The organism is Pseudomonas sp. LBUM1664, assembly GCF_059695895.1.
The window spans coordinates 1,731,521-1,755,889 of the sequence record NZ_CP166791.1 but is presented as its reverse complement, the minus strand read 5'-3'; the positions used below and the strand labels follow the sequence as shown (position 1 = coordinate 1,755,889).

At 60.3% G+C, this 24,369-nt stretch carries 21 protein-coding genes; 9 read left to right on the top strand and 12 right to left on the bottom strand.

What is annotated here, in order from left to right:
* Nucleotides 1-44: 44 nt before the first annotated feature.
* On the bottom strand, nt 45-359 hold the full coding sequence (locus ACA047_RS08435; protein ID WP_497358361.1) for a 3-phosphoglycerate kinase: 315 nt from the start codon (nt 357-359) through the stop codon (nt 45-47).
* A gap of 50 nt (nt 360-409) precedes the next feature.
* On the opposite strand from ACA047_RS08435, the gene ACA047_RS08430 reads away from it, so the two are divergent.
* The 5 genes from ACA047_RS08430 to aqpZ all read left to right on the top strand — a co-directional run bounded on the left by ACA047_RS08430 (nt 410) and on the right by aqpZ (nt 5,653).
* The gene (locus ACA047_RS08430) at nt 410-1,333 is read left to right on the top strand and encodes a PA3225 family LysR-type transcriptional regulator (RefSeq protein ID WP_497358359.1); all 924 of its coding nucleotides are present in this window, start codon (nt 410-412) and stop codon (nt 1,331-1,333) included.
* Between the two features lie 14 nt (nt 1,334-1,347).
* Nucleotides 1,348-2,151, top strand: a complete 804-nt coding sequence (locus ACA047_RS08425; RefSeq protein ID WP_497358357.1) for an alpha/beta fold hydrolase — start codon at nt 1,348-1,350, stop codon at nt 2,149-2,151.
* A gap of 4 nt (nt 2,152-2,155) precedes the next feature.
* Nucleotides 2,156-2,719, top strand: a complete 564-nt coding sequence (locus tag ACA047_RS08420; protein ID WP_497358355.1) for a peptidylprolyl isomerase — start codon at nt 2,156-2,158, stop codon at nt 2,717-2,719.
* 85 nt (nt 2,720-2,804) lie between these two features.
* Nucleotides 2,805-4,637 carry an ABC transporter ATP-binding protein gene (locus ACA047_RS08415; RefSeq protein ID WP_497358353.1) on the top strand — a complete coding sequence of 611 codons (1,833 nt, stop codon included), beginning with the start codon at nt 2,805-2,807 and terminating at the stop codon, nt 4,635-4,637.
* A gap of 326 nt (nt 4,638-4,963) precedes the next feature.
* On the top strand, nt 4,964-5,653 hold the full coding sequence (gene aqpZ / locus ACA047_RS08410) for an aquaporin Z (protein WP_497358351.1): 690 nt from the start codon (nt 4,964-4,966) through the stop codon (nt 5,651-5,653).
* 16 nt (nt 5,654-5,669) lie between these two features.
* Here aqpZ and ACA047_RS08405 read toward each other — a convergent pair whose 3' ends face one another.
* From ACA047_RS08405 to aceK, 7 genes are all read right to left on the bottom strand, one after another.
* Nucleotides 5,670-6,794, bottom strand: coding sequence for a GNAT family N-acetyltransferase (locus ACA047_RS08405; protein WP_497358349.1), 1,125 nt, complete (start codon nt 6,792-6,794; stop codon nt 5,670-5,672).
* A 141-nt stretch (nt 6,795-6,935) separates the two neighbouring features.
* On the bottom strand, nt 6,936-8,246 hold the full coding sequence (locus ACA047_RS08400) for an OprO/OprP family phosphate-selective porin (protein WP_497358347.1): 1,311 nt from the start codon (nt 8,244-8,246) through the stop codon (nt 6,936-6,938).
* A gap of 215 nt (nt 8,247-8,461) precedes the next feature.
* Entirely contained in the window at nt 8,462-8,707 is a 246-nt protein-coding gene (locus ACA047_RS08395) for an anti-sigma factor family protein (RefSeq protein ID WP_497358345.1), read from the bottom strand.
* Nucleotides 8,701-9,312 carry an RNA polymerase sigma factor gene (locus ACA047_RS08390; protein WP_497358343.1) on the bottom strand — a complete coding sequence of 204 codons (612 nt, stop codon included), beginning with the start codon at nt 9,310-9,312 and terminating at the stop codon, nt 8,701-8,703. Before ACA047_RS08390 ends, ACA047_RS08395 begins: the two co-directional genes overlap by 7 nt.
* Before the next feature lie 86 nt (nt 9,313-9,398).
* The gene (locus tag ACA047_RS08385; protein WP_497358341.1) at nt 9,399-10,520 is read right to left on the bottom strand and encodes a beta-ketoacyl-ACP synthase III; all 1,122 of its coding nucleotides are present in this window, start codon (nt 10,518-10,520) and stop codon (nt 9,399-9,401) included.
* Nucleotides 10,521-10,757: 237 nt separating this feature from the next.
* A complete protein-coding gene (gene hrpA, locus ACA047_RS08380; RefSeq protein WP_497358339.1) occupies nt 10,758-14,669 on the bottom strand; it encodes an ATP-dependent RNA helicase HrpA in 3,912 nt (1,303 codons plus the stop codon).
* Between the two features lie 159 nt (nt 14,670-14,828).
* Entirely contained in the window at nt 14,829-16,550 is a 1,722-nt protein-coding gene (aceK, locus tag ACA047_RS08375; RefSeq protein WP_497358337.1) for a bifunctional isocitrate dehydrogenase kinase/phosphatase, read from the bottom strand.
* 372 nt (nt 16,551-16,922) lie between these two features.
* On the opposite strand from aceK, the gene ACA047_RS08370 reads away from it, so the two are divergent.
* Complete coding sequence (locus tag ACA047_RS08370; RefSeq protein ID WP_497358335.1) at nt 16,923-17,831, top strand: DMT family transporter; 909 nt, start codon at nt 16,923-16,925, stop codon at nt 17,829-17,831.
* A gap of 163 nt (nt 17,832-17,994) precedes the next feature.
* Here the strand turns inward: ACA047_RS08370 and ACA047_RS08365 are convergent, their stop codons facing one another.
* Both ACA047_RS08365 and cysK read right to left on the bottom strand, forming a co-directional pair.
* Nucleotides 17,995-18,933, bottom strand: a complete 939-nt coding sequence (locus ACA047_RS08365) for an aspartyl/asparaginyl beta-hydroxylase domain-containing protein (protein WP_497358333.1) — start codon at nt 18,931-18,933, stop codon at nt 17,995-17,997.
* 265 nt (nt 18,934-19,198) lie between these two features.
* Nucleotides 19,199-20,173 (bottom strand): cysteine synthase A, encoded by a 975-nt coding sequence (gene cysK / locus ACA047_RS08360; protein ID WP_497358331.1) that lies wholly within the window; start codon nt 20,171-20,173, stop codon nt 19,199-19,201.
* Nucleotides 20,174-20,303: 130 nt separating this feature from the next.
* Between cysK and ACA047_RS08355 the strand changes: the two genes are divergently transcribed.
* Nucleotides 20,304-21,380 carry a DUF748 domain-containing protein gene (locus ACA047_RS08355; protein WP_497358329.1) on the top strand — a complete coding sequence of 359 codons (1,077 nt, stop codon included), beginning with the start codon at nt 20,304-20,306 and terminating at the stop codon, nt 21,378-21,380.
* Here ACA047_RS08355 and ACA047_RS08350 read toward each other — a convergent pair.
* Both ACA047_RS08350 and ACA047_RS08345 read right to left on the bottom strand, forming a co-directional pair.
* Nucleotides 21,377-21,877 carry a DUF2442 domain-containing protein gene (locus ACA047_RS08350; RefSeq protein WP_497358328.1) on the bottom strand — a complete coding sequence of 167 codons (501 nt, stop codon included), beginning with the start codon at nt 21,875-21,877 and terminating at the stop codon, nt 21,377-21,379. The genes ACA047_RS08355 and ACA047_RS08350 overlap by 4 nt on opposite strands.
* The gene (locus ACA047_RS08345; RefSeq protein WP_497358326.1) at nt 21,865-22,095 is read right to left on the bottom strand and encodes a DUF4160 domain-containing protein; all 231 of its coding nucleotides are present in this window, start codon (nt 22,093-22,095) and stop codon (nt 21,865-21,867) included. Before ACA047_RS08345 ends, ACA047_RS08350 begins: the two co-directional genes overlap by 13 nt.
* 199 nt (nt 22,096-22,294) lie before the next feature.
* Between ACA047_RS08345 and ACA047_RS08340 the strand changes: the two genes are divergently transcribed.
* Nucleotides 22,295-23,140 carry an AAA family ATPase gene (locus ACA047_RS08340; RefSeq protein ID WP_497358324.1) on the top strand — a complete coding sequence of 282 codons (846 nt, stop codon included), beginning with the start codon at nt 22,295-22,297 and terminating at the stop codon, nt 23,138-23,140.
* A 34-nt stretch (nt 23,141-23,174) separates the two neighbouring features.
* A complete protein-coding gene (locus tag ACA047_RS08335) occupies nt 23,175-24,353 on the top strand; it encodes a vWA domain-containing protein (protein ID WP_003184227.1) in 1,179 nt (392 codons plus the stop codon).
* Nucleotides 24,354-24,369: the final 16 nt, after the last annotated feature.

Genomic DNA, 24,369 nt, shown 5'->3' with positions numbered 1-24,369 from the left:
GTTTATAAGCGGAGCAAGCGTTATTTTACTGCTCCGCCCTTGGACTATTTCGGCTTACAGGTCAGCTCGACGCGCAGCTTGATGACGTTGCGATTGAACTTGGCCGTGACGTTCTTGAACTTGCCGGCGGCGACTTCAATCTTGCGGGTACGAGGCGCTTCGGGGCCGCTGCGAAACACCACAGTACAGGCCGCATCGGTGGTGCCGTAGTTATTGACCTGGATGGAGCCGATGTCGGTGTCTGTGTCATAGGCGGTGTAGTCGATGCTCAGGCCGTTAAGGTGTTTTTCCACATCGATCGGGTACGCAAACGCAGTCAGCGGCAGCAGGGCCAGCACCGCACAACAGATTTTCTTCATTCGGCAATCTCCACCAAGGGGCTGCCAGCTTAGGACAAGAGGAGCTCAATATGAAAGCGCCCCGCGTGACCCTTGATCAATGGCGAACCTTGCAGGCCGTGGTGGACCACGGCGGTTTCGCCCAGGCCGCCGACGTGCTGCATCGCTCCCAGTCGTCGGTGAGTTATACCGTGGCCCGCATGCAGGATCAGCTCGGCGTGCCGTTGCTGCGCATCGACGGGCGCAAGGCCGTGCTGACCGAAGCCGGCGGCGTGTTGCTGCGTCGCTCCCGGCAATTGGTGAAACAGGCCAGCCAACTGGAAGACCTGGCTCATCACATGGAGCAAGGCTGGGAAGCGGAGGTGCGCCTGGTGGTCGACGCGGCCTACCCCACCGCCCGCCTCGTGCGGGCCCTGACGGCGTTCATGCCGCAAAGCCGCGGCTGTCGGGTGCGGCTGCGCGAAGAAGTGCTGTCGGGTGTCGAAGAAGTGCTGCTCGAAGGCGTGGCGGACCTGGCCATCAGCGGCTTCAGCATTCCCGGTTACCTGGGCACGGAATTGAGCGACGTGGAATTCATCGCGGTGGCCCACCCCGAACACGCCTTGCATCGGCTCAATCGCGAACTGAATTTCCAGGACCTGGAAAGCCAGCTGCAAGTGGTCATCCGTGACTCCGGTCGCCAGCAACCCCGGGACGTTGGCTGGCTCGGCGCCGAGCAGCGCTGGACCGTCGGCAGCCTGGCTACCGCCGCGACCTTCGTCGGCAACGGCCTGGGCTTTGCCTGGCTGCCACGGCACATGATCGATCGGGAGCTGAGAGAAGGCACGCTTAAACGTCTACCCTTGGATAAGGGTGGAAGCCGCAACCCGAGCTTCTATTTGTATTCGAACAAGGAAAAACCCCTGGGCCCGGCCACGCAAATCCTTATCGAACTGCTGCGCACCTTCGACACCGCGCCGCTGGACGCGCCGTTCGCCGCCCCAGAACAAGCCTGACAAGGACTTAGCAGATGGCCTATTTCGAACACGAAGGTTGCAACCTGCACTACGAGGAGTACGGCCATGGCGCGCCCTTGCTGCTGGTCCACGGGCTGGGTTCCAGCACGCAGGATTGGGAAGAACAGATCCCGGTGTTGTCTGCCCACTACCACCTGATCGTCGTGGACGTACGGGGCCACGGCCGCTCCGACAAGCCCCGCGGGCGCTACAGCATCGAAGGCTTCAGCGCCGATTTGATCGCCCTGATCGAATACCTGAACCTGGGCCCGGTGCATCTGGTCGGTTGGTCCATGGGCGGTATGATCGCCTTTCAACTGGCGGTGGATGAACCCGGGCTGGTCAAGAGCCTGTGCATCGTCAACAGCGCACCCGAAGTCAAAATCCGCCGCCCCGACGATGTTTGGCAATGGTTCAAGCGTTGGAGTCTGATGCGCATCCTCAGCCTGGAAAGCGTTGGCAAAGCCTTGGGCGCCAAGTTGTTCCCCAAGCCTGAACATAGCGAGTTACGACGGGAAATGGCCCGGCGCTGGGCAAAAAACGACAAACATGCTTATCTCGCCAGTTTCGATGCCGTCGTGGGGTGGGGCGTTCAGGAACGACTGTCACAGGTCGCCTGTCCTACCCTCGTCATTTGCGCCGACCATGACTACACCCCGGTGGCGCTGAAAGAAGCCTATGTAAAACTGCTGCCTGATGCACGGCTGGTAGTCATCGCCGATTCACGGCACGCTACCCCGCTGGATCAACCCGAACGCTTCAATCAAACCCTGCTCCAATTTTTGACCGCAACCGACTCCACCACTCAGGATCACTGAACCCATGCTGAAAAAAATCGCCCTCGTCGCCGGCTCCGTCCTGTTTGCCGCCAACCTGATGGCCGCGCAGCCGACCAAAGCGCCACACGTCCTGCTGGACACCACCAACGGCCAGATCGAAATCGAACTGGACCCGGTCAAGGCCCCCATCAGTACCAAGAATTTTCTTGAATACGTGGACAGCGGCTTCTACAACAACACGATTTTCCATCGCGTGATCCCAGGCTTCATGGCCCAGGGCGGCGGCTTTACCCAGCAAATGCAACAGAAAGAAACCAAGGCACCGATCAAGAACGAAGCCAGCAACGGCCTGCGCAACGTTCGCGGCACCTTGTCGATGGCACGCACGTCCAATCCGGACTCGGCCACCAGCCAGTTCTTCATCAACGTGGCCGACAATGCGTTCCTCGACCCGGGTCGTGACGCCGGTTACGCGGTCTTCGCCAAAGTGGTCAAGGGCATGGACGTGGTGGACATCATCGTCAACTCCCAGACCACCACCAAACAAGGCATGCAAAACGTGCCGATCGACCCTGTGCTCATCAAGTCGGCCAAGCGCATCGACTGAAGAGGCACACGGCAAGCCTGAGCGGCGCCGGTGATCCCGCGCCGCTCATAGCAAAAAGGAGAGCCCCTGCCAGGGGCATTTACAGATGGTTTATCGCCGCTTCGAAACACTGATCGATATCTTCCGCGACGCCCCCACCTCGGCACCCCCGAACCGCGTCCTGCCCTTCTACACTTATTACCTGAAACAGGTCTGGCCAAGCTTCGCCGCCCTGCTGGTGGTGGGCCTGATCGGCGCGCTGATCGAGGTGGCGCTGTTCAGTTACCTGAGCCGCATCATCGACCTGACCCAGGGCACGCCAAATGTGGATTTCTTCAAGGTCCACGGCGTGGAGTTGGCGTGGATGGCGATGGTGGCGCTGATCCTGCGGCCCATATTCGTGGCCCTGCATGACCTGCTGGTGCATCAGACCCTGAGCCCCGGCATGACCAGCCTGATCCGTTGGCAGAACCACAGTTACGTGCTCAAGCAGAGCCTGAATTTCTTCCAGAACGACTTCGCCGGGCGCATTGCCCAGCGCATCATGCAAACCGGCAACTCCCTGCGCGACTCGGCGGTGCAAGCCGTGGACGCGTTGTGGCACGTACTGATCTACGCCATCAGCTCGCTGGTGCTATTCGCCGAAGCCGACTGGCACCTAATGATCCCGCTGCTGATCTGGATCGCCGCCTACATCGGCGCGCTCTATTATTTCGTGCCACGGGTCAAGGAACGCTCGGTGGTGTCGTCCGATGCCCGCTCCAAACTCATGGGGCGGATCGTCGACGGCTACACCAACATCACCACCCTGAAGCTGTTTGCCCACACCCAGTTCGAACAGCAATACGCTCGCGAAGCGATCCAGGAACAGACCGAAAAAGCCCAACTGGCCGGCCGCGTGGTGACCAGCATGGACGTGGTCATCACCAGCATGAACGGGCTGCTGATCGTCGGTACCACCGCGCTGGCACTGTGGCTGTGGACCCAGTCGATGATCAGCGTTGGCGCGATTGCCCTGGCGACCGGGCTGGTAATTCGTATCGTCAACATGTCCGGCTGGATCATGTGGGTGGTCAACGGCATTTTCGAAAACATTGGCATGGTCCAGGACGGCCTGCAAACCATCGCCCAACCGGTCAGCGTGACCGACCGCGACCAGGCCAAGCCTCTGGCAGTGGCCCGTGGTGAAGTGCGCTTCGAGCATGTGGATTTCCACTATGGCAAGAAAAGCGGTGTGATCGGCGACCTGAACCTGACCATCAAGCCTGGGGAAAAAATCGGCCTGATCGGCCCTTCCGGCGCGGGCAAATCCACCCTGGTCAACCTGCTGCTGCGCCTCTATGACGTGCAAGGTGGGCGCATTCTCATCGACGGCCAGGACATTGCCCAAGTGAGCCAGGAAAGCCTGCGCGAGCGAATCGGCATGATCACCCAGGACACATCGCTGCTGCATCGTTCGATTCGCGACAACCTGCTTTACGGCAAGCCCGACGCCACCGATGCGCAGCTTTGGGAAGCCGTGCACAAGGCCCGGGCCGATGAGTTCATCCCACTGCTCTCCGACTCCGAAGGCCGCAGCGGTTTCGATGCCCATGTGGGTGAGCGTGGCGTGAAACTGTCCGGCGGCCAGCGCCAGCGCGTTGCTATCGCGCGGGTGCTGCTCAAGGATGCGCCGATCCTGATCATGGACGAAGCGACGTCAGCGCTGGACTCGGAAGTCGAGGCGGCCATCCAGGAAAGCCTTGAGACCCTGATGCAAGGCAAGACTGTGATCGCCATCGCCCACCGTCTCTCGACCATTGCCCGGATGGACCGGCTGGTGGTGCTGGAAAACGGCCGCATCGCCGAGACCGGCAGCCACTCCGAACTGCTGGCCCATGGCGGGCTGTATGCGCGCCTGTGGCAGCATCAGACGGGTGGGTTTGTGGGGATCGACTGATCTCTACCTGACACCGCTGAACCTGTGGCGAGGGAGCTTGCTCCCTCGCCACAGGGGTCCGGGTTTGAACAGCAGGGTCAGTGCAGCCCCACGGCCTTTCTGAAAAAATCTGTCCAGGCGCCATTGAGCTCGCCCCACAGCGGCATACTCCCCCGTCGACGTCCGCCCAGAACCGCCACAGTCTCACGACTCTGGCGGTTTTTCGTGGCCGCTGGATTTGTCACGACACTACGCTGTACTCAGCCCAGGTTCTGGAGATGAACCTGTCGTAAATCTGCAGGATGCATAAACCGACTTACCACGACTGGTTTTTATTAAGGATGCCTATGTCTCTAATCAAACGTTCAGCGACTGAATTGTTGGGCACGTTCTGGCTGGTGTTGGGCGGCTGCGGCAGCGCTGTATTGGCCGCTTCCGGGATTGGTGTGCTGGGGGTTGCCCTGGCGTTCGGCCTGACGGTGTTGACCATGGCGTTCGCTATCGGCCATATCTCGGGTTGCCACCTGAACCCGGCCGTCTCGGTGGGCTTGTACGTGGGCGGGCGGTTTCCGGCCAAAGAGTTACCGGCCTACATCATCGCCCAGGTCATTGGCGGTGTGCTGGCCGCCGCGTTGATCTACTTCATCGCCAGCGGCAAGGAAGGCTTCGACCTGGCCGCTTCCGGCCTGGCATCGAACGGTTACGGTGAACATTCGCCCGGTCGGTATTCAATGGCGGCCGGTTTTGTGACCGAGTTGGTCATGACGGCGATGTTCATCCTGATCATCCTCGGCGCCACCGATAAACGTGCTCCGGCCGGGCTGGCACCGATTGCCATCGGCCTGGCCCTGACGCTCATTCACCTGATCTCGATTCCGGTCACCAACACCTCCGTCAACCCGGCCCGCAGTACCGGTCCGGCGCTGATCGTCGGTGGCTGGGCCATCGAGCAACTGTGGCTGTTCTGGGTGGCGCCGCTGCTAGGCGCCGCCATCGGCGGTATCGCGTACCGCTGGTTGGGCAAGGACAATCACTGAGTCGCGCCTGCGGGGATCAGCACTGTCGATAAGGCAGTGCTGTTTTCGCCTCTTCGGCATAAGCCAGCACACCCTCATGTTCGCGGGCAAGGAAATCTTCAACCGCCGCTTTCAGGCCCGGATGGCGCAAGTAGTGCCATGAGCGCGTAATCACCGGCTCGAAACCGCGTATCAATTTATGCTCGCCCTGGGCACCGGCATCGAAACGCTGCAAGCGGTGGGCAATCGCGTAATCCATGCCTTGATAGAAACAGGTCTCGAAGTGCAAGCGGTCGAACTCCGCCAGGCAGCCCCAGTAACGGCCATAGAAACTGTCGCCCCCCACCAGGCTGAACGCCATCGCCACCGGTCTTGAACCTTGCTTGGCCAGGACCACGCGAATGGCCTCGGGCATGCGTTCGGCCAACAGGCTGAAAAACGTCCGGGTCAGGTACGGCGTCTGTCGACGCACGGCGTAAGTGTTGGCGTAACAGGCGTAGACAAAATCCCACTGTGCCTGGTCCAGTTGATGACCTTCAAGCCATTGGAACTCGATGCCCTGCCCCGCCACTTGTTCACGCTCCTTGCGCATCTGCTTGCGCTTGCGGGAACTGAGCACGTCGAGAAAATCCTGAAAGTCTCGATAACCGCGATTCTGCCAGTGGTACTGGCAGCCGATGCGCTGCAACCAGCCCGGTTGCCCGGCCAGCGCTGCATCGGTGAAGGTGTCTGTGAAGTTAATGTGGGCGCTGGAAAGCGCTTCGATTTCCAGGTAACCCGGCAGGCTGCCGAGCAGCTCCAGGCCGTCCTCCACGCGAGCGGCCAGCAGCCGCGGCCCACTGACCGGACTGAACGGCACTGCCGTCAGCAGCTTGGGGTAATAGTCGATCCCGGCCCGGGCACAGGCGTCGGCCCAGCCGTGATCGAACACGTATTCGCCGTAGGAGTGCCACTTGCGGTAACTGGGCAATGCCGCCAGTAAACGGCCTTCTTCAATGTGCAGCAAATGTTCGGGCTGCCAGCCGGAATGCGGGCCCAGGCTGGCGCTGTCTTCCAGGCTGCTCAGGAAGGCATGGCGCAGGAAAGGTTGATTGGCGGGCACCAGCGCGTCCCACTCTTGAGGCGCGATGGCGGACAGGCTGTCCAAAACATGAAGCGGCATGCAGTTCCCCGATATCCAGAATGTGGATGGTGCGAGTATCGCCGATCCTGACCGGGCAGGCATAAAAAAACCCCGCCGGTGGCGGGGTTAAAAAGGAGCTTTAACGGATGAAGGAAAAGCTATGTATCAATTCAGCGCGATTTAGAACACGTACTGGGCGCGAACAACAAAACCATCACCCTCGTCGTCACCGTTCGCGTTGGTCACGTTTTTGGTCGTGGTCTTGACGTACGTGCCGGAGATTTTCACCGCTTCGTTGGCGTACCAGTTCACGCCCAGGTTGTGCACCTTGGCTTCGGCATCGCCCACCTGACGGGTCGAAGTGGAACTGGTGACGTTGTCGTCTTCGACGGTGAGGTTGTCGAAGCGATAGAACAGTTCCCAGGCGCCGATGGATTTGTTCTGAGGTTTGATCGCGTCAAACTTGCCGATTTTATAGCCACGGGACTCACCGGTGAGGGTGTAGGCACCTTGGATGTAGTAGCCGTAGCCCTTGATGTCTTCGTAGTCGGCGTCATCAGCCTTGGTTTCGCGGAGGAGGTATTCACCCTGGATCGAGGCTGGCCCCATGGCGAAAGCAGCTTCCAGGCCGTACGCGGTGTCACTTTTGTACGAGCCGGCTGGTGAAGTGGAGCTGCCGCCCATCACCGGACGGTTGCCGTTGGAGCCGGCGTCGTTGCCGCCGCCGGTTTCAACGCCACGCATGCCCAGGCGGGTGCGGTAGCGCGAATCGAACGCAGTGTCGGACACATCACGGTAAGCCACGTTCACACCGAAGTGCAGGACATTGCCAGAGTCGTGCATCGGTGCGAATACGAAGCGACCGTTGAATTGCTTGACGCTGTCGCCGTCGGTGTCGTCGGTGTCCTTGCTGAACACGCCGCCCGAAGCATAGAACGAATCGGCGAAGGTGCTCGAAGCTTGCAGGCCCAGGCCGTTTTGGTGGCTGTTGGCCCAATCCATGATGTCGTAGACGGAGTTACGCTCAGGAGCCGTGACCCACTTGGAGCTGGTGGCTTTTTCCAGGCCGAACTCAGGGTCGAAACGACCCACCTTGATCGACACCGGCTTGAAGCCGTTATAGGCCAGGGACGCTTCGTCGAAGTAACCGTTATCGGCGTCGCCGCTGTTGTGAGCAAAATCGTAGTTGAGGGTGTAGGCCCAATCCGTGTACAGCACGCCGGACAGTTCCAGGAAGGCACGGCGGAGGTAAGCGGCGTCGGCCGTTTTACCATTGTCGGTGTAGATGCCGTCGAACTGGCTGTAGTCCATCTGCACACGACCGCCGAGCTTGAAGCTGAACTCTTTGTCAGTGGTAGCGACCTCCAGGCCGCCCTTGGTTTTGACCACGATATCGGCGCCGTCGGTGGTGACGGTGCCGGCGAAAGCCTGGGCGGTTACTGCCATCGCCAGCGCGCTAGCAGCAAAACCTGCGAAGTGCTTACGGATCATCGAAGAATTCCCCTGTTGGTAGTCTATGCCGTTAGAAAACACGCGGAACTGGGCCCGCTAGTGTTGGGAGGGGATCTTGGCGATGGCGTGTGTCAGAGGGGTTGCTGTCAGATAAAGATTTTATGACAACGGAACTTTTTGCTTCGAAAGAGAATAACCGAGGAAAAGCTTCAAGGGGGGAGCTACAAGCGGCCAGCTGGAGCAGCCAAGGCTGCTTACCGGGGTTTACTGACTGAGTTTTTTCGCTCGGCAGTGAGTTTCTCGGCGAGGTGATCCAGATCGGGAATGGGCGGTTCCGGGAGTTTTTTCAGGGTCGCCTGCATCAGGCGCATCTGGCGGATGAAACGCCGGCAATTGGGGCAGAACATCAAGTGATGACGCATCATCAGGCGCTCACGAAAGCTCAGTTGCCCGTCAAGATAATCGCTGGAACGCGCCACTTGCTCCTTACAGGTCAGCATTCGCCGGTCTCCTCGAAATGTTCAACGGTCGCGAAAACCTTCAGCCGGGCGCGATGCAGCAGTACTCGCACATTGGAGAGCGAGATACCCAGAAGATTACAGATGTCTTCCAGCTCCAGGCCCTGGCGTTCACGCAGCGTCAACACGCTACTTTGCAGTTGCGACAGGTTGAGCAGGGTGTGTTCAAGGCAATCGCGCAGCTCGCTTTCGGTGAGCAGCGCCTCCGGTGTGTCCTGGTGCCAGGCGAACGGCGCCAGCAGCCAATGGCCATCGGCGGCGAAGCGATCATCGCCCAACGTGCCGTGGGGTGACGGGAGATCATCGAGCAGCACCTCCCGACGGTTCTGCTTGTAGCGACCCTTGGCGGCGTTGGCGGTGATGGTCAGCAGCCAGGTCTTGAGACTGGAGCGCCCCTGGAAACCACCGAGATTGCGCACCACAGACAGCCACGCGTCCTGCACCACTTCGTCGGCATGGCGACTGCCGACAATGGCATAGGCCACCGCGCGCATCGGCCCCTGGTAGGTGCTGACCAGTTGCTTATAGGCTTGCTGCTCCCCGGCCAAGAGGCGTTGGAGCAGTTGTGCGTCGTCGTTGACGGTCATTCAACGCCCTATTGCCTGGTGGACGGGTGATGCCGTTGTGGCGAGGGAGCTTGCTCCCTCGCCACAACAAGCTGAACCAGGCTCGATCAGTGCTTGCGCAAAATCACGCTGCCAATCGAATACCCGGCGCCAAACGAGCTGAGTACCGCCACCGAGCCGCTGGGCAAGTCGTCCTGGTATTTGTGGAACGCGATCACCGAACCGGCCGAACTGGTGTTGGCGTAGCTGTCGAGGATGACCGGGGCTTCCGCTTCGGTGGCTTCACGCCCCAGCAGCTTGCGCACGATCAGATGGTTCATGCTCAGGTTGGCCTGGTGCAACCAGAAGCGCTTCACGTCGCCGACGTTCAGCTGGTTTTCTTCCAGGTGAGCACCGATCAGCTCGGCCACCATTGGGCAGACATCGCGGAATACCTTGCGGCCTTCCTGGACAAACAGCTTGTCCCGCGCGCCGATACCCTCTTGCGCAGCGCGGTTGAGGAAGCCGAAATTATTGCGGATGTTGTTGGAGAACTTGGTGAGCAGCTTGGTGCTGACCACGTCGAACTGATACGGCGAAGTCGCCAGGTCAGCCCGTTCGATGATCACGGCAGTGGCCGCATCGCCGAAGATGAAGTGGCTGTCGCGGTCGCGGAAGTTCAGATGGCCGGTGCACACTTCGGGGTTGACCATCAGGATCGCCCGGGCCTGGCCCAACTGCACGCTGTTGGCCGCCGCCTGGATGCCGAAAGTCGCCGAAGAACAGGCCACGTTCATGTCGAAACCGAAGCCTTCGATCCCCAGGGCTTCCTGGACCTCGATGGCAACGGCCGGATACGGGCGCTGCAGGTTGGAACAGGCGACGATCACGCCGTCGATGTCGGCGGCGGTCCGGCCAGCGCGTTCCAGCGCCTGTTTCGCGGCGCCGATGGCCATTTCGCAGAGCACCGACCACTCTTCATTGGAGCGCTCGGGTAGGCGCGGTGTCATGCGTTGCGGGTCGAGGATGCCGTCCTTGTCCATGACAAAGCGGCTCTTGATGCCGGAGGCTTTTTCGATGAACGCCACACTGGATTCGGTCAATGCCTCGACTTCACCGCGCTCGATGGCCTCGGCGTTGTCGGCATTGAACTGTGCGACGTAGGCATTGAAAGACTGCACCAGCTCTTCGTTGGAGATGCTGTTGGCCGGGGTGTACAGGCCGGTGCCGCTGATGACGACGTTATGCATGGTCGTGTCTCTGATCTGTTCAGGCAGAAAGCATTGGCACCGACGTACCAACACACAAAGGTCTTTTCCCATCCCGGGAAAGCAGACCTGGCATCGCTTTATTCCGATCCGCCCGAGGCAGTGAAGCTCAAAACCACGGGGCCGGCATTTATAGGCGCGAAGTTTGCCATAAACGCTGGCGTTTGGCCCATTCTCAGTGAGTTACAACACAAAACCCTGTGGGAACGGGCTTGTGCATCAAGCCTCCACCAGACTCCACTGCTTGCTCAAACGCTTATCCGAGATCGGCACCTTGGTGCCCAGTTGCTGGGCAAACAGCGACACCCGGTATTCTTCCAGCCACCAGCGGTACAGCTCCAGTTGCGGATCACGCTTGCCTTCCTGGACGTGCTTGCTGGCGCGGGTCTGGTATTGGGCCCAGAGATTCGACAGTTCGCCGCTCCAGACCCGGTCCTTCTGCACCTGGCTGCCCAGCTTCTCGAAGCGCTGTTCGATGGCCTTGAGGTAGCGCGGCAGCTCCTTGAGCCATTGATGTGGGGTTTCGCGCACGAAGCCCGGGTACACCAGATGGCCGAGTTGCTGCTTGATGTCGTTCAGGGCCACGGCCTGGGCCAGATCGATCTTGCCCTTGAAGCGTTTTTGCAGGCTGTGCCAGAGCTTGAGGATGTCCAGGGTCAGCTTCGCCAGACGCTCGGCGTGTTCGGTCCAGGCGCCGCGCTTGCGCTCGGCCAGTGAAGCCAGCGCCGCGCCGTCGCGGGGCAGGCTCGCCTCACTTTCCAGCACACAACTGTCGAGGCTGGCCAGCAGGATGTCTTCCACCAGGCTGTCGATGCGCCCCAGTTCGCGGTACAGCAGGCCCAATTCCGTCAGCCCCGGCAGCTTGCCGCGCAGGAATTTGGCCGACTCAGCCAGTTGCTGCATCAACAACCGCTGCAAAGCGCGGCGATGATGGAACTCGGCTTCGGCCGGCGTCGGGAAACGCCCTTCCTTGACCACACCGCCCTCTTCCACCAGCGCCGGGTAGACCGTCATCGACAGCCCGGCGATCTTCTGTTGGGTTTTCTCAGCCACCGGCGCGAAAATCTTCGCCTCTACTGGATCCTGGCTTTTCGCGGTCTGCGGCACGGCCAAGGCGGCCTGGCTGGCTTCGGCAAACCGCGCAGTGAGCTCGGCCAGGTCACGCCCCTCGCCGAGGAACTTGCCCTGACCGTCGACGATTTCCAGGTTCATGCGCAGATGGCTTTCCACCTGTTGCGCGGCTTCGGCCCACGCTTCGTCGCTGACCCGCGCCCCGGTCATACGCAGCAGTTCGCGGCCCAACGATTGTGGCAAGGAGCCCTCGGCGAAAGTGATGCGTTGCAGCGCGGCCTTGACGAAGTCCGGCACCGGCACGAAGTTTTTGCGCAGGGCCTTGGGCAGGTTGCGCACCAGGGCGATGCACTTAGCCTCGATCATCCCGGGCACCAGCCATTCCAGGCGCTCCGGCGGTAGCATCGGCAACAACGGCGCCGGAACCCGCAAGGTCACACCGTCACGAGGGTGGTTGGGCTCGAAGTGGTAGCTCAACGGCAAGGTCAGGTCGCCGACACGCAACGTGTCAGGATAGTACGCTGCGGTGACTTCACTGGCCTCGCGGACCAGCACATCTTCTTCGCGCATGATCAGCAGTTGCGGGTCTTTCTGGCTGTTGATCCGGTACCAACTGTCGAACGTCGCAGTCTGGTGGATCTCGGCCGGCAAGCGCGCATCGTAGAACGCGAACAGGGTTTGCTCATCCGCCAGAATGTCTCGGCGGCGAGCCTTGGCTTCCAACTCGTCGAGTTGTTCCAGCAGCTTGGTATTGGCGCTCAGGCATTTGGCCTTGGACTGGATCTCGCCACGCACCAGTGCCTCGCGGATGAACAGCTCCCGCGACACCACCGGATCGACCGGCCCGTAATGCACCGGCCGGCGACCGACCACAATCAGCCCGAACAGGGTGATCTGCTCATACGCCACCACTTGCCCGCGCTTCTTCTCCCAATGGGGTTCGAAGTGGTTTTTCTTGATCAGGTGCCCGGCCAGCGGTTCGATCCAGTCCGGTTCGATCTTGGCGACCATGCGCGCGTACAGCTTGGTGGTTTCCACCAGTTCGGCGGCCATCAACCACTGCGGACGCTTCTTGCCCAGGCCCGACGACGGGTGAACCCAGAACCGTCGTTGACGGGCGCCAAGGTAGTCGCCATCTTCGGTTTTCTGGCCGATCTGGCTCAGCAGGCCCGAGAGCACCGCTTTGTGCAGCTTGGGGAAATCGGCGGGCTCTTTATTGAGGCTCAGTTGCATGTCTCGGCAGATCAAGCTCAACTGGCGATGAGAATCGCGCCATTCGCGCAGCCGCAGGTAGTTGAGGAAATGCTTGCGGCACCAATTGCGCAGCGGGCTGGCGGTCAGGGCCTGGCGCTGCTCTTCGAACCCGCGCCACAGGTTGACCAGCCCGGCGAAATCCGAGTCCGGATCCTTCCATTGGGCGTGGGCCTGGTCGGCGGCCTGTTGGCGTTCTGGCGGCCGCTCGCGCGGGTCCTGGATCGACATGGCGCTGGCGACAATCAACACTTCCTGCAGGCTGCCCAGCTTCGCCGCTTCCAGCAGCATGCGCCCCATGCGCGGGTCCACCGGCAAGCGCGCCAACTGGCGACCCAGCGGGGTCAGCTGACTGTTGCGGTCCACCGCCGACAACTCTTGCAGCAGGTTGAAACCGTCGCTGATCGCCTTGCCATCCGGCGGTTCGATGAACGGAAAGTCGGTGATCTCCCCCAGGCGAAGGTGCAACATCTGCAAAATCACCGCCGCCAGGTTGGTGCGCAGGATCTCTGGGTCGGTGAATTCCGGCCGGCCGAGGAAATCCTCTTCGCTGTACAAGCGCACGCAAATCCCCGGCTCGACCCGCCCACATCGACCCTTGCGCTGGTTGGCGCTGGCCTGGGAAATGGCTTCGATGGGCAGGCGCTGGACCTTGGCGCGATAGCTGTAGCGGCTGATGCGCGCGGTGCCGCTGTCGATCACGTAGCGGATGCCCGGCACGGTGAGCGAGGTTTCGGCGACGTTGGTCGCCAGCACCACGCGACGGCCTGGGTGGGACTGGAAGATCCGCTGCTGTTCGGCCGGCGACAGGCGCGCATACAGCGGCAAAATTTCGGTGTGCTTGAGCTGGGCCTTGCGCAGCATCTCCGCCGCGTCGCGAATCTCCCGCTCGCCCGGCAGGAACACCAGCACATCGCCAGGGCTGCGGCGCTCGCTGCGCTCAAAGGCGGCTATTTCATCGAGGGTCGCGAGGATCGCCTGGTCGACGGTCAGATCGTCCTCGACCCGGTTGCCCTCCTCGTCCTGCTCCAGGGTCAGCGGGCGATACCAGGTTTCTACTGGAAAAGTGCGGCCCGAGACTTCCACGATCGGCGCGTCATCGAAGTGTTTGGAGAAGCGCTCCAGGTCGATGGTCGCCGAGGTGATGATGACTTTGAGGTCCGGGCGACGCGGCAGCAGGGTCTTGAGGTAGCCGAGCAGGAAGTCGATGTTCAGGCTGCGCTCGTGGGCTTCGTCGACGATGATCGTGTCGTAGCGCTCGAGGTAGCGGTCGTTCTGGGTCTCGGCCAGCAGGATGCCGTCGGTCATGAGTTTGATCAGGGTGTTGGCGTCGCTCTGATCCTCGAAGCGCACCTGATAACCCACCAGCGCCCCCAACGGCGTCGCCAGTTCGTCGGCCACACGGCTGGCCACGCTGCGAGCGGCGATCCGGCGCGGCTGGGTATGGCCGATCAACCCATGCTGGCCGCGACCGATTTCCAGGCAGATTTTCGGCAATTGTGTGGTTTTACCCGAACCGGTTTCACCGGCAATGATCAGCACCTGATGCTTGAGCAACGCCTCCTTGATTTCGTCGCGCTTGGCGGCGATCGGCAAATTGTCGTCGTACCGAATCACCGGTAGGCTGGCCTTGCGCGCCAGCACCTGATCGCACGAGGCCTGCATGCGCGTCACCCACTGGCCCAGCTTGGCCTCGTCGGGTTTCTTGCGCAGCTCGAGCAACTGACGCCGCAACCGGTGACGGTCGGCGAGCATGGCGTGATCGAGGTTTTTCAGCAGTTTGTCGATAGCGGGGAATTGGTCAGTCATCAGGTTACGCAAGGGTCGTCGGTTTGTGCAGGGGGCGATTGTCGCAGATTTGCGCACATGTGGGAGCAAGGCTTGCCCGCGATGAAGATGACGCGGTCTCCCGGGGAACCGAGGCGCCCGCATCGCGAGCAAGCTTTGCTCCCACTAAGCATTGCCCCGCTATTCGTTACCCAGGTCTTTGCGCCGATACGGGAACACGTCAATCACCTTGCCCGCCCGAATCACTTCTTGCAGCCCTTTCCAGTAATCGGCGTTGTACAACTCGCCGTGCAACTGGTCGAACAGCTTGCGCTGCCCCGCGTCGGCGAACAGGAACGGTGGAAACTCTTCGGGGAACACATCCAGCGGGCCGATGGAATACCAAGGCTCGGAGGCCATTTCGTCTTCCGGCGTGCGAGGTTGTGGGATGTGGCGGAAGTTGGCTTCGGTCAGGAAGCATATTTCGTCGTAATCGTAGAACACCACGCGGCCGTGGCGGGTCACGCCGAAGTTCTTGAGCAACATGTCGCCGGGGAAGATATTGGCCGCCGCCAGTTGTTTGATGGCCAGGCCATAGTCTTCCAGCGCCTCGCGCACCTGGGCTTCGTTGGCGTTTTCCAGGTAGAGGTTCAGCGGGGTCATGCGCCGTTCGGTCCAGCAGTGGCGGATCAGCACCGTATCGCCTTCCACCGACACCGTGGAGGACGCCACTTGCAGCAGTTCCTCCAGGCACGCCGGCTCGAACTTGCTCAGGGGAAAGCGGAAATCGGCGAATTCCTGGGTATCGGCCATGCGCCCGACCCGGTCGACACTTTTCACCAGGCGGTATTTTTCGATCACCGTGGCGCGGTCGACGTTTTTCGACGGTGAGAAACGGTCCTTGATGATCTTGAATACGGTGTTGAAACCCGGCAGCGTGAATACGCTCATGACCATGCCGCGCACGCCGGGGGCCATGATGAACTGGTCGTCGGTGTTCGCCAGGTGATTGATCAACGCCCGGTAGAACTCGGACTTGCCGTGCTTGTAGAAACCGATGGACGTGTACAGTTCGGCGATGTGCTTGCCCGGCAAAATGCGCTTGAGAAAGCCGATGAATTCCGCCGGCACCGGCACGTCCACCATGAAGTACGAGCGGGTAAACGAGAAGATGATCGACACCTGCGCCTCGTCGGTGATCAGCGCGTCGATCTGGATGCCCCGGCCTTCGCGGTGCAGCAGCGGAATCACCAGCGGCCATTGGTCGTCACGGGTGTAGATCCGGCCCACCAGGTAGGCGCCCTTGTTGCGATAGAGCACCGAAGAAAACAACTCCACGATCAGCTCCGGGTCCTTGCAGACCCAATCCGGCAGGTTCTCCCGCAGTTGGGCTTCGAGGCGCTGCAGGTCGCCCGGCAAGTCGGCGTAATCCTCACTGAAACGGTAATCGGCGAAGATGCTCGCCAGCATCCGGTCCAGCTGCCCCTGGGGTTTGTAGGTGCGGGTCTGGGCTGCGCGGGCCCGGCGCAGGCTGGGCCGGGTGGTGTGGATAAACATGCAGCCGTCGCTGATCAGGTCATGGCTGAACAGCCCACAGAAGATCGAGTTGTACCAGGTTTCCGACAGCTCATCGTCAAAGCGCAAGTCGATCAGGCTGATGTAGGCGCTTTTGACCAGCGGCCAGCAACTGACATCCATCAGCGACTCAGCGTCGAATGCCTCGCGCAAATGGCCGATGGTTTCGAAGACCTTTTCTTCATACAAATTGATGCGCGCTGCCGAAGCCACTTGCGCCTCCTGCCACAGGGCCTGCTCGAACCGGGCGCGGGCACCATCGGTGATCTGCCGGAAATGCTCACGATAATCGTCGAAACCTTCGAGGATCGAACGGGCGATATCGGTGGCGGGCCATGGTTGCGGCATAGGGTAAACCTCGGCGGGTCATGCTTGTTATTGGCGACTGAGCTTAGAGGCCAATCGCGCGGCAACGCAACCATTGCCATCGGTCTTTAAGGGCGGCGACACTTGCGACCCGATCCGTGCGGCAGTGCCGGTGTGGTCGCTGCTCAGCCCGGCGAAAGATAAATCAATGGTGAGTCGTTAAGACTCAAGGCTAAATTCTGCTCGTCGCTGTCCGACCTGTGACTAAAAAGATCGCTGTCGATTTTTCGGTGGAGCCGTCCCAGGCGTAGCTCTATGCTCAGCCCCATGCCGAGATAGTCCGCGCCATGCTCGAACGAGACACCGCCTACAGGGGGGCTTCACCGCGGACAAGACCAAAAGAAGGAAGCACTTGTGAAGCCCGTCGATATCCTGCGTATGCTGTCACTGGCCGCCATCTGGGGCGCGAGCTTCCTGTTCATGCGCATTATCGCCCCCGTCATTGGCACAATCCCCACTGCATTTTTTCGCGTGTCCATCGCCTTCGTCGGGCTTCTGGTGATTCTGACGCTGATGCGCGTCGACTGGAATTTTCGCGGCAAGCTGAAAGTCGTGATGGCGCTGGGTTTGATCAACTCCGGCATCCCGGCGACTTTTTACTCGCTGGCCGCCCAGGTATTGCCGGCCGGTTACTCGGCGATATTCAATGCCACGACACCGCTGATGGGGGTGTTGATCGGCGGGCTGTTTTTTAGCGAACAACTCACGGCGGCCAAGGTCTGCGGCGTATTCCTGGGGCTTTTAGGCGTCGGCATCCTGACCGGCGCCGGCCCGGTGGCCTTCGACCTGCAATTGCTGACGGGCGCCCTCGCCTGCCTGCTGGCCACCACGTGCTACGGCTTTGCCGGTTTCCTCACCCGCCGCTGGCTCGATCATCAGGGTGGGCTGGACAGCCGTCTCTCGGCCCTGGGCAGCATGTTCGGCGCTACGGTATTTCTGCTGCCGCTGTTCGGTTACAGCGCCATCAGCCAGCCGCCGGCCAGTTGGGGGGGTTGGAATGTGTGGCTGTCATTGCTGGGCTTGGGCCTGGTGTGTACCGCGCTGGCGTACATCCTTTATTTCCGCCTGCTCAGTTCCATCGGCCCGGTCAAATCCATGACCGTGACCTTCCTGATCCCGCCGTTCGGCGTGCTGTGGGGGGCGTTGCTGCTGGGTGAGCCGTTGGGGATGGCGCATCTGTATGGCGGGGTGTTGATTGCGGTGGCGCTGTGGCTGGTGTTGAAGCCTGGGACGGCGAAACCGGTTGCCGCGTCTGCCCGGTAGTCCATCGGCGCGGCGCCTTGCTCCCACAAGGACTGCACATAACCTGTGGGAGCAAGGCGTGCCCGCGATAGGTTGTTCAGTCAGCGAGCCCCTACCGGTCAGCCAATTTTACGAAACACGAACACCAGCCCAATGATGATCAGCGCTCGATGTTTCGCAATGCTTAACCGAACAACCAATAACCGAGCGCCGTCAGCACCGCCACCGCCAGCACTGGCCGCATCACTCGATACGCCTTGGGGTGCTTGCGTTTCCATTGCTTGACCCGACCGCTGATGCCGTCGCTGAATGACTTGCTCCAGGCGTAGGCCCGGTTGATGCCACCGACACGTTCGTCGTCAAGGTTCTGTGGAGCGGTGGCGCGGCCCAGGAAGGCGCTGATAGCGCGGTTGAGGCGAGTCATCATCTGGCCATTTAATGGCCGCTCGACGTCGCAGAACAGGATCACGCGGGTTTGTGGGGTTTCGTTCTTGACCCAATGCACATAGGTTTCATCGAACATCACGTCTTCACCGTCGCGCCAGGCATAGATCTGACCGTCGACGAAGATTCGGCAGTTGTCGGAATTGGGTGTAGACAGCCCCAGGTGATAGCGCAGGGAACCGGCGAACGGATCTCGATGGGGATTCAAGTGGCTGTCGCCCGGCAGCAGGGCAAACATCGCGCCCCGGACATTGGGAATCCCCTTGACCAGCGCGACGGTCCTGGGGCACAGCAATTCGGCCGACGGCAGCGGTTCGTCGTACCACTTTAGGTAGAAGCGCTTCCAGCCTTTCTTGAAGAACGAGCCGAAGCCGGCGTCATTGTTCTTTTCAGCCGCACGGATATACCCCTCGTCGAACAGATGCATGGCCTCGTCGCGAATGACTTGCCAGTTATCCTTCAGCACATCCAGTTCGGGGAACTTGCTGCGGTCCAGATAAGGTTTGGAGGGCACGCTGGAGAACAGGTACATCAAGGCGTTGTAGGGAGCGAACAATGCCGAATGGTTGACGAACTGGCGCAATACCGGCAAACGCGCCTTGCCACGCAAGTGCACATAAAGCGTGCTGCCTAGAAACAGCAGCACTACCGAGGCCTTGGCGACAAACGAAACGCTCATTTTCAACTCCTTGTCCAAAAGCAAATTTGCGCAGCGCCAACAGCCCGACATAGCGGCGGAATGTTAAATGTCTTCACCCAGGTAAAAAACCGCCAGGTACAACATTCACTGTTGAGAATTGCGCAACAATGCCCTTCTTAACATGCGTCAGCTGAACGTTGGCTGACGCGGGTCAAAGTCCTTTTCAAACCTGTTTAGCTGCTCTGTAGCGAGAGTGCTTGCTCCCTCGCCACAGCAGCGTTTGACTACAACAATCCATTCACCGTTACTGTTGAGTCTCCTGCTCGGTAAACAAATCACTGAACAACATGCTCGACAGATACCGCTCGCCCGAATCCGGCAGGATCACCACGATGGTCTTGCCCTGCATTTCCGGTTTTTCCGCCAGGCGAACGGCCACGGCCATTGCCGCACCACAGGAAATCCCGCAGAGAATTCCCTCCTCGTGCATCAAACGCAGGGCCATGGCCTTGGACTCTTCATCGGAGACCCGCTCGACCAGATCGACCATCGACAGATCGAGGTTTTTCGGCACAAAACCAGCGCCGATCCCCTGGATTTTATGAGGGCTTGGCTTGATCTCCTGCCCCGCCATCGCCTGGGTAATCACCGGTGAAACCTCAGGCTCCACCGCCACCGACAAGATCGGTTTGCCACAGGTGTTCTTGATATACCGCGAGACCCCGGTAATGGTTCCACCGGTGCCCACACCTGCCACCAGCACATCCACCGCGCCGTCGGTGTCGTTCCAGATTTCCGGGCCAGTGGTTTTTTCGTGGATAGCCGGGTTCGCCGGGTTATCGAACTGCTGCGGCATGAAGTATTTGGCGGGATCGCTGGCCAAAATCTCCGCGGCTTTTTCGATGGCCCCCTTCATACCCTTGGCCGGTTCAGTGAGCACCAGCTCCGCGCCCAGGGCCTTGAGCACCTTGCGCCGCTCGATGCTCATGGACGCCGGCATGGTCAGCATCAGCTTGTAGCCACGGGCGGCGGCCACGAACGCCAGGCCGATACCGGTGTTGCCCGAGGTCGGCTCGACGATGGTCATGCCGGGCTTGAGCTTGCCGGAGCTTTCAGCGTCCCAGATCATGTTCGCGCCGATCCGGCACTTGACCGAATACCCCGGGTTACGCCCCTCGATCTTGGCCAGGATGGTCACGCCACGCGGGGCGATTCGGTTGATCTGCACCAGTGGCGTATTGCCGATGGAATGGGCGTTGTCAGCGTAAATACGGCTCATGACTGGGTCCTTGATGCAGCGGGAATTTAGCGTTTAAAGGTATGCCTGTTGCCCTTGGGCGTCCAGTTGCAGCGAACGTTCCAGCTGTCGCAACAGTCAATGGCTTTATCAAGGTTGGAGACTGACTGACATGAAGCGTCGATACAGCTGGCCACTGTGGGTCTTCGCCGCCACCGTTGCGGTGCTGGTGGTCCTGCACTTCACCCTGCCCTACCTGGTACGCGATTACCTGAACGACAAACTGGCCGACATGGGCGACTACCGCGGCCAGATCGCCGATGTGGACCTGGCGCCCTGGCGCGGGGCCTACCGGATCAACGGCCTGAAAATCGTCAAGGTCGACGGCAAGGTCCCGGTGCCGTTCGTCGATGCGCCGTTGATCGACCTGTCCGTGAGCTGGCATTCGCTGTGGTACGACCATGCGGTGGTGGCCGAGGCGCAATTCACCCGTCCCGAAGTCAACTTCGTCGACGGTGGGGCCAACCGGCAGAACTCTCAGACCGGCCAGGGCACCAACTGGCGCGAGCAGCTGAGCAAGTTGTTGCCCATCACCCTCAACGAAGTGCGGATCAATGACGGCAAGGTCACCTTCCGTAATTTCAATTCAAAACCGCCGGTCAACCTGCGAGCTACCGACGTCAATGCCAGCGTCTATAACCTGACCAACGTGGTCGACACCAAAGGCAAGCGCGACGCCCGCTTCGAGGGCAAGGCCCTGGTGGCCGAACATGCCCCGCTGGAAATGCAGGCCACTTTCGATCCGCTGAGCAACTTTGAAGATTTCGACTTCCGCCTGCGCGCCACGAACATCGAACTCAAGCGCCTCAATGATTTCGCAGCGGCCTATGGCAAATTCGATTTCAATGCAGGCCATGGCGACCTGGTGATCGAGGCAGAAGCCGACAACGCCAAACTCAGCGGCTACATCAAACCGTTGCTGCGTGATGTGGATGTATTCGACTGGCAACAGGACGTGGAAAACAAGAACAAGAACATCTTCCGTTCGGTCTGGGAAGCGCTCGTCGGCACGGGCGAAATGGCCCTTAAAAATCAGCGCAAGAACCAGTTCGCCACGCGGGTAGAACTCAGCGGCAATGTCCATCAACAGGACATCGGGGCCTTCGAAGCCTTCCTGCAGATCTTGCGCAACGGTTTCGTCCAGGCCTTCAACGCCCGCTATGAGCAACCGGCGCCTTCGGCCGATTAGGGTTTACGCGTGACGGTATAGCGGCCCGTCTGTTCTGCCGCCGCTGTTGCCGTCGCGCGCTGCAGCGAGTCCCAGCCCAGGCACGCCAGGGCCAATGAACGCGGCACCGCCTCACGACCACTGCTGTAACGACTGATGCTGCGTGCGCTGACCCCCAATGCTTGCGCCGCCTTGTTCAACGGCAGGCCGGTGCGGGCGCGCCAGTCGATGAAGATACGGGTATTTTCATCCACGGCGTTCTGTGCCAACGCGTCCAGATACAAGGTATCGGCCCCGATCTGGATATCCAGTTCGGGCCACTCGACGCTCCAGCCATCGTCGCCCAGCGTTGCGCCCCCAAACGCACCCTCTTCAAGCAAAGGCTGCAAGCCCGGGTAACGTTGCACATCGGCGCTCAAGTCCAGCGTCAGTTGCTGCCCGTCAATAAACGTCAGTGCCAGACTGAATGGCAACAAGGCCTGCACGGACAAGAGCCTCGGCCGTTTCATGGGTAACATCGTTTCCAATCCTCCAACAGTTGCACTTGATGGGAGCTGACCCAGTCCAGCGCTTCCTTGATGATCAGCGGCGGCGCCCGACCCATCATCACTTCGACGGTTTCCAGGCTCAGCACCACGTCCAACCCGCCACCGGTAAGGTGGACATGGGGCGGCGGGTGATCCCTTTCGCGTAGCTGAATGCGGTATGTATCTCTGAATCGATATTTAGTCGACATATGCCAAACATATCGCCAAATTGGCGATATGCAATACTGGCAAGCGGCCCAGACTGAGTCAACATGTGACGCTCCATTCAGAGACTGAATACAGCGTCTGCGTTCACAGTCGGCGGGGCGTCGCGTTATAGTCGGGCACGACATTTATTTCGCGCGCCCTGCCTCATCCAGGCCGGCGGCACCGTTCGAGGAATTGCAGATGAAGTTCGAAGGCACCAGCGCCTACGTGGCCACCGATGACCTGAAGCTGGCCGTCAACGCCGCCATCACCCTGGAACGGCCGTTGCTGGTCAAGGGCGAGCCGGGCACCGGCAAGACCATGCTGGCCGAACAACTGGCCGAGTCCTTCGGCGCGCGCTTGATCACCTGGCACATCAAATCCACCACCAAAGCTCACCAGGGCCTGTACGAGTACGACGCGGTCAGCCGCCTGCGGGACTCGCAGTTGGGGGTGGACAAGGTCCATGACGTACGCAACTACCTGAAAAAGGGCAAGCTCTGGGAGGCATTCGAGTCCGAAGAGCGGGTGATTCTGCTGATCGACGAGATCGACAAGGCCGACATCGAGTTCCCCAATGACCTGCTGCAAGAACTCGACAAGATGGAGTTCTACGTTTACGAGACCGATGAAACCATCAAGGCCAAGCAGCGCCCGATCATCATCATTACCTCCAACAACGAAAAAGAACTGCCGGACGCGTTCCTGCGCCGCTGCTTCTTCCATTACATCGCCTTCCCCGACCGCACCACCCTGCAAAAAATCGTCGATGTGCATTACCCGGACATCAAGAAAGACCTGGTCAGCGAAGCGCTGGACGTGTTCTTCGATGTGCGCAAGGTGCCGGGCCTGAAGAAAAAGCCTTCCACTTCCGAACTGGTGGACTGGCTCAAGCTGCTGATGGCCGACAACATCGGCGAAGCGGTGCTGCGCGAGCGTGATCCGACCAAGGCCATCCCGCCGCTGGCCGGTGCCCTGGTCAAGAACGAACAGGACGTGCAATTGCTCGAGCGCCTGGCGTTCATGAGCCGTCGCGGCACACGCTGATCCTCTTCGTTTAACAAGAGCGAGGGCGATTGCCATGCTGCTTAACCTGTTCAATGAGATGCGCGCCGCCAAGGTGCCCGTGTCGGTGCGTGAACTGCTGGACCTGATCAACGCGCTGAAACAGCGGGTGATCTTCGCCGACATGGACGAGTTCTATTACCTGTCCCGGGCGATTCTGGTGAAGGACGAACGGCATTTCGACAAGTTCGACCGGGCGTTCGCCGCGTACTTCAATGGCCTGGAGAAACTCGATGATCATCTCCAGGCGCTGATTCCCGAAGACTGGTTGCGCAAGGAGTTCGAGCGCTCGCTGACTGACGAAGAGCGGGCGCAGATCCAGTCCTTGGGCGGCCTGGACAAATTGATCGAAGAATTCAAGAAGCGCCTGGAAGAACAGAAAGAACGCCATGCCGGCGGCAACAAGTGGATCGGCACCGGCGGCACCAGCCCGTTTGGCTCCGGCGGCTTCAACCCCGAAGGCATCCGCGTCGGCGACGCCGGCAAGCGCCAGGGCAAGGCTGTGAAGGTCTGGGACCAGCGCGAGTACAAGAACCTCGACGATCAGGTGGAACTGGGTACTCGCAACATCAAGATCGCCCTGCGCCGGCTGCGCAAGTTCGCTCGCCAGGGTGCGGCCGAAGAGTTGGACATCGACGGTACCATCGACCACACCGCCCGGGACGCAGGCCTTTTGAACATCCAGATGCGCCCGGAGCGACGCAACACCGTCAAGTTGTTGCTGCTGTTCGACATCGGCGGATCGATGGATGCCCACGTGAAAATCTGCGAAGAACTGTTCTCGGCCTGCAAGACCGAGTTCAAGCACCTGGAGTATTTCTACTTTCACAACTTCGTGTATGAGTCGGTGTGGAAAAACAACCTGCGCCGCACCTCGGAACGCACTTCGACCCAGGATCTGCTGCACAAGTACGGCGCCGACTACAAAGTCATCTTCATCGGCGACGCGGCCATGGCCCCTTATGAAATCACCCAGGCCGGCGGCAGCGTCGAACACTGGAATGAAGAGGCGGGTTATGTGTGGATGCAGCGCTTCATGGAAAAGTACAAGAAGCTCATCTGGATCAATCCTTACCCGAAAGACACCTGGGGCTACACCGCCTCGACCAACATCGTGCGCGAACTGGTGGAGGACCGGATGTTCCCGCTGACCTTGCGGGGGTTGGAGGAAGGAATGCGGTTTCTTTCCAAGTAAGATCTTTGGTGCCCTT

Bases quoted from the DNA above. Each gene is read 5' to 3' on its own strand.
- ACA047_RS08425 (WP_497358357.1), top strand. From the start codon at position 1,348: ATGGCCTATTTCGAACACGAAGGTTGCAACCTGCACTACGAGGAGTAC.
- hrpA (WP_497358339.1), bottom strand. From the start codon at position 14,669: ATGACTGACCAATTCCCCGCTATCGACAAACTGCTGAAAAACCTCGAT.
- ACA047_RS08420 (WP_497358355.1), top strand. From the start codon at position 2,156: ATGCTGAAAAAAATCGCCCTCGTCGCCGGCTCCGTCCTGTTTGCCGCC.
- ACA047_RS08395 (WP_497358345.1), bottom strand. From the start codon at position 8,707: ATGCTGACCTGTAAGGAGCAAGTGGCGCGTTCCAGCGATTATCTTGAC.
- ACA047_RS08435 (WP_497358361.1), bottom strand. From the start codon at position 359: ATGAAGAAAATCTGTTGTGCGGTGCTGGCCCTGCTGCCGCTGACTGCG.
- ACA047_RS08335 (WP_003184227.1), top strand. From the start codon at position 23,175: ATGCTGCTTAACCTGTTCAATGAGATGCGCGCCGCCAAGGTGCCCGTG.
- ACA047_RS08430 (WP_497358359.1), top strand. From the start codon at position 410: ATGAAAGCGCCCCGCGTGACCCTTGATCAATGGCGAACCTTGCAGGCC.
- ACA047_RS08350 (WP_497358328.1), bottom strand. From the start codon at position 21,877: ATGTTACCCATGAAACGGCCGAGGCTCTTGTCCGTGCAGGCCTTGTTG.
- ACA047_RS08365 (WP_497358333.1), bottom strand. From the start codon at position 18,933: ATGAGCGTTTCGTTTGTCGCCAAGGCCTCGGTAGTGCTGCTGTTTCTA.
- ACA047_RS08415 (WP_497358353.1), top strand. From the start codon at position 2,805: ATGGTTTATCGCCGCTTCGAAACACTGATCGATATCTTCCGCGACGCC.
- ACA047_RS08340 (WP_497358324.1), top strand. From the start codon at position 22,295: ATGAAGTTCGAAGGCACCAGCGCCTACGTGGCCACCGATGACCTGAAG.
- ACA047_RS08405 (WP_497358349.1), bottom strand. From the start codon at position 6,794: ATGCCGCTTCATGTTTTGGACAGCCTGTCCGCCATCGCGCCTCAAGAG.
- cysK (WP_497358331.1), bottom strand. From the start codon at position 20,173: ATGAGCCGTATTTACGCTGACAACGCCCATTCCATCGGCAATACGCCA.
- aqpZ (WP_497358351.1), top strand. From the start codon at position 4,964: ATGTCTCTAATCAAACGTTCAGCGACTGAATTGTTGGGCACGTTCTGG.
- ACA047_RS08390 (WP_497358343.1), bottom strand. From the start codon at position 9,312: ATGACCGTCAACGACGACGCACAACTGCTCCAACGCCTCTTGGCCGGG.
- ACA047_RS08345 (WP_497358326.1), bottom strand. From the start codon at position 22,095: ATGTCGACTAAATATCGATTCAGAGATACATACCGCATTCAGCTACGC.
- ACA047_RS08385 (WP_497358341.1), bottom strand. From the start codon at position 10,520: ATGCATAACGTCGTCATCAGCGGCACCGGCCTGTACACCCCGGCCAAC.
- ACA047_RS08355 (WP_497358329.1), top strand. From the start codon at position 20,304: ATGAAGCGTCGATACAGCTGGCCACTGTGGGTCTTCGCCGCCACCGTT.
- ACA047_RS08400 (WP_497358347.1), bottom strand. From the start codon at position 8,246: ATGATCCGTAAGCACTTCGCAGGTTTTGCTGCTAGCGCGCTGGCGATG.
- aceK (WP_497358337.1), bottom strand. From the start codon at position 16,550: ATGCCGCAACCATGGCCCGCCACCGATATCGCCCGTTCGATCCTCGAA.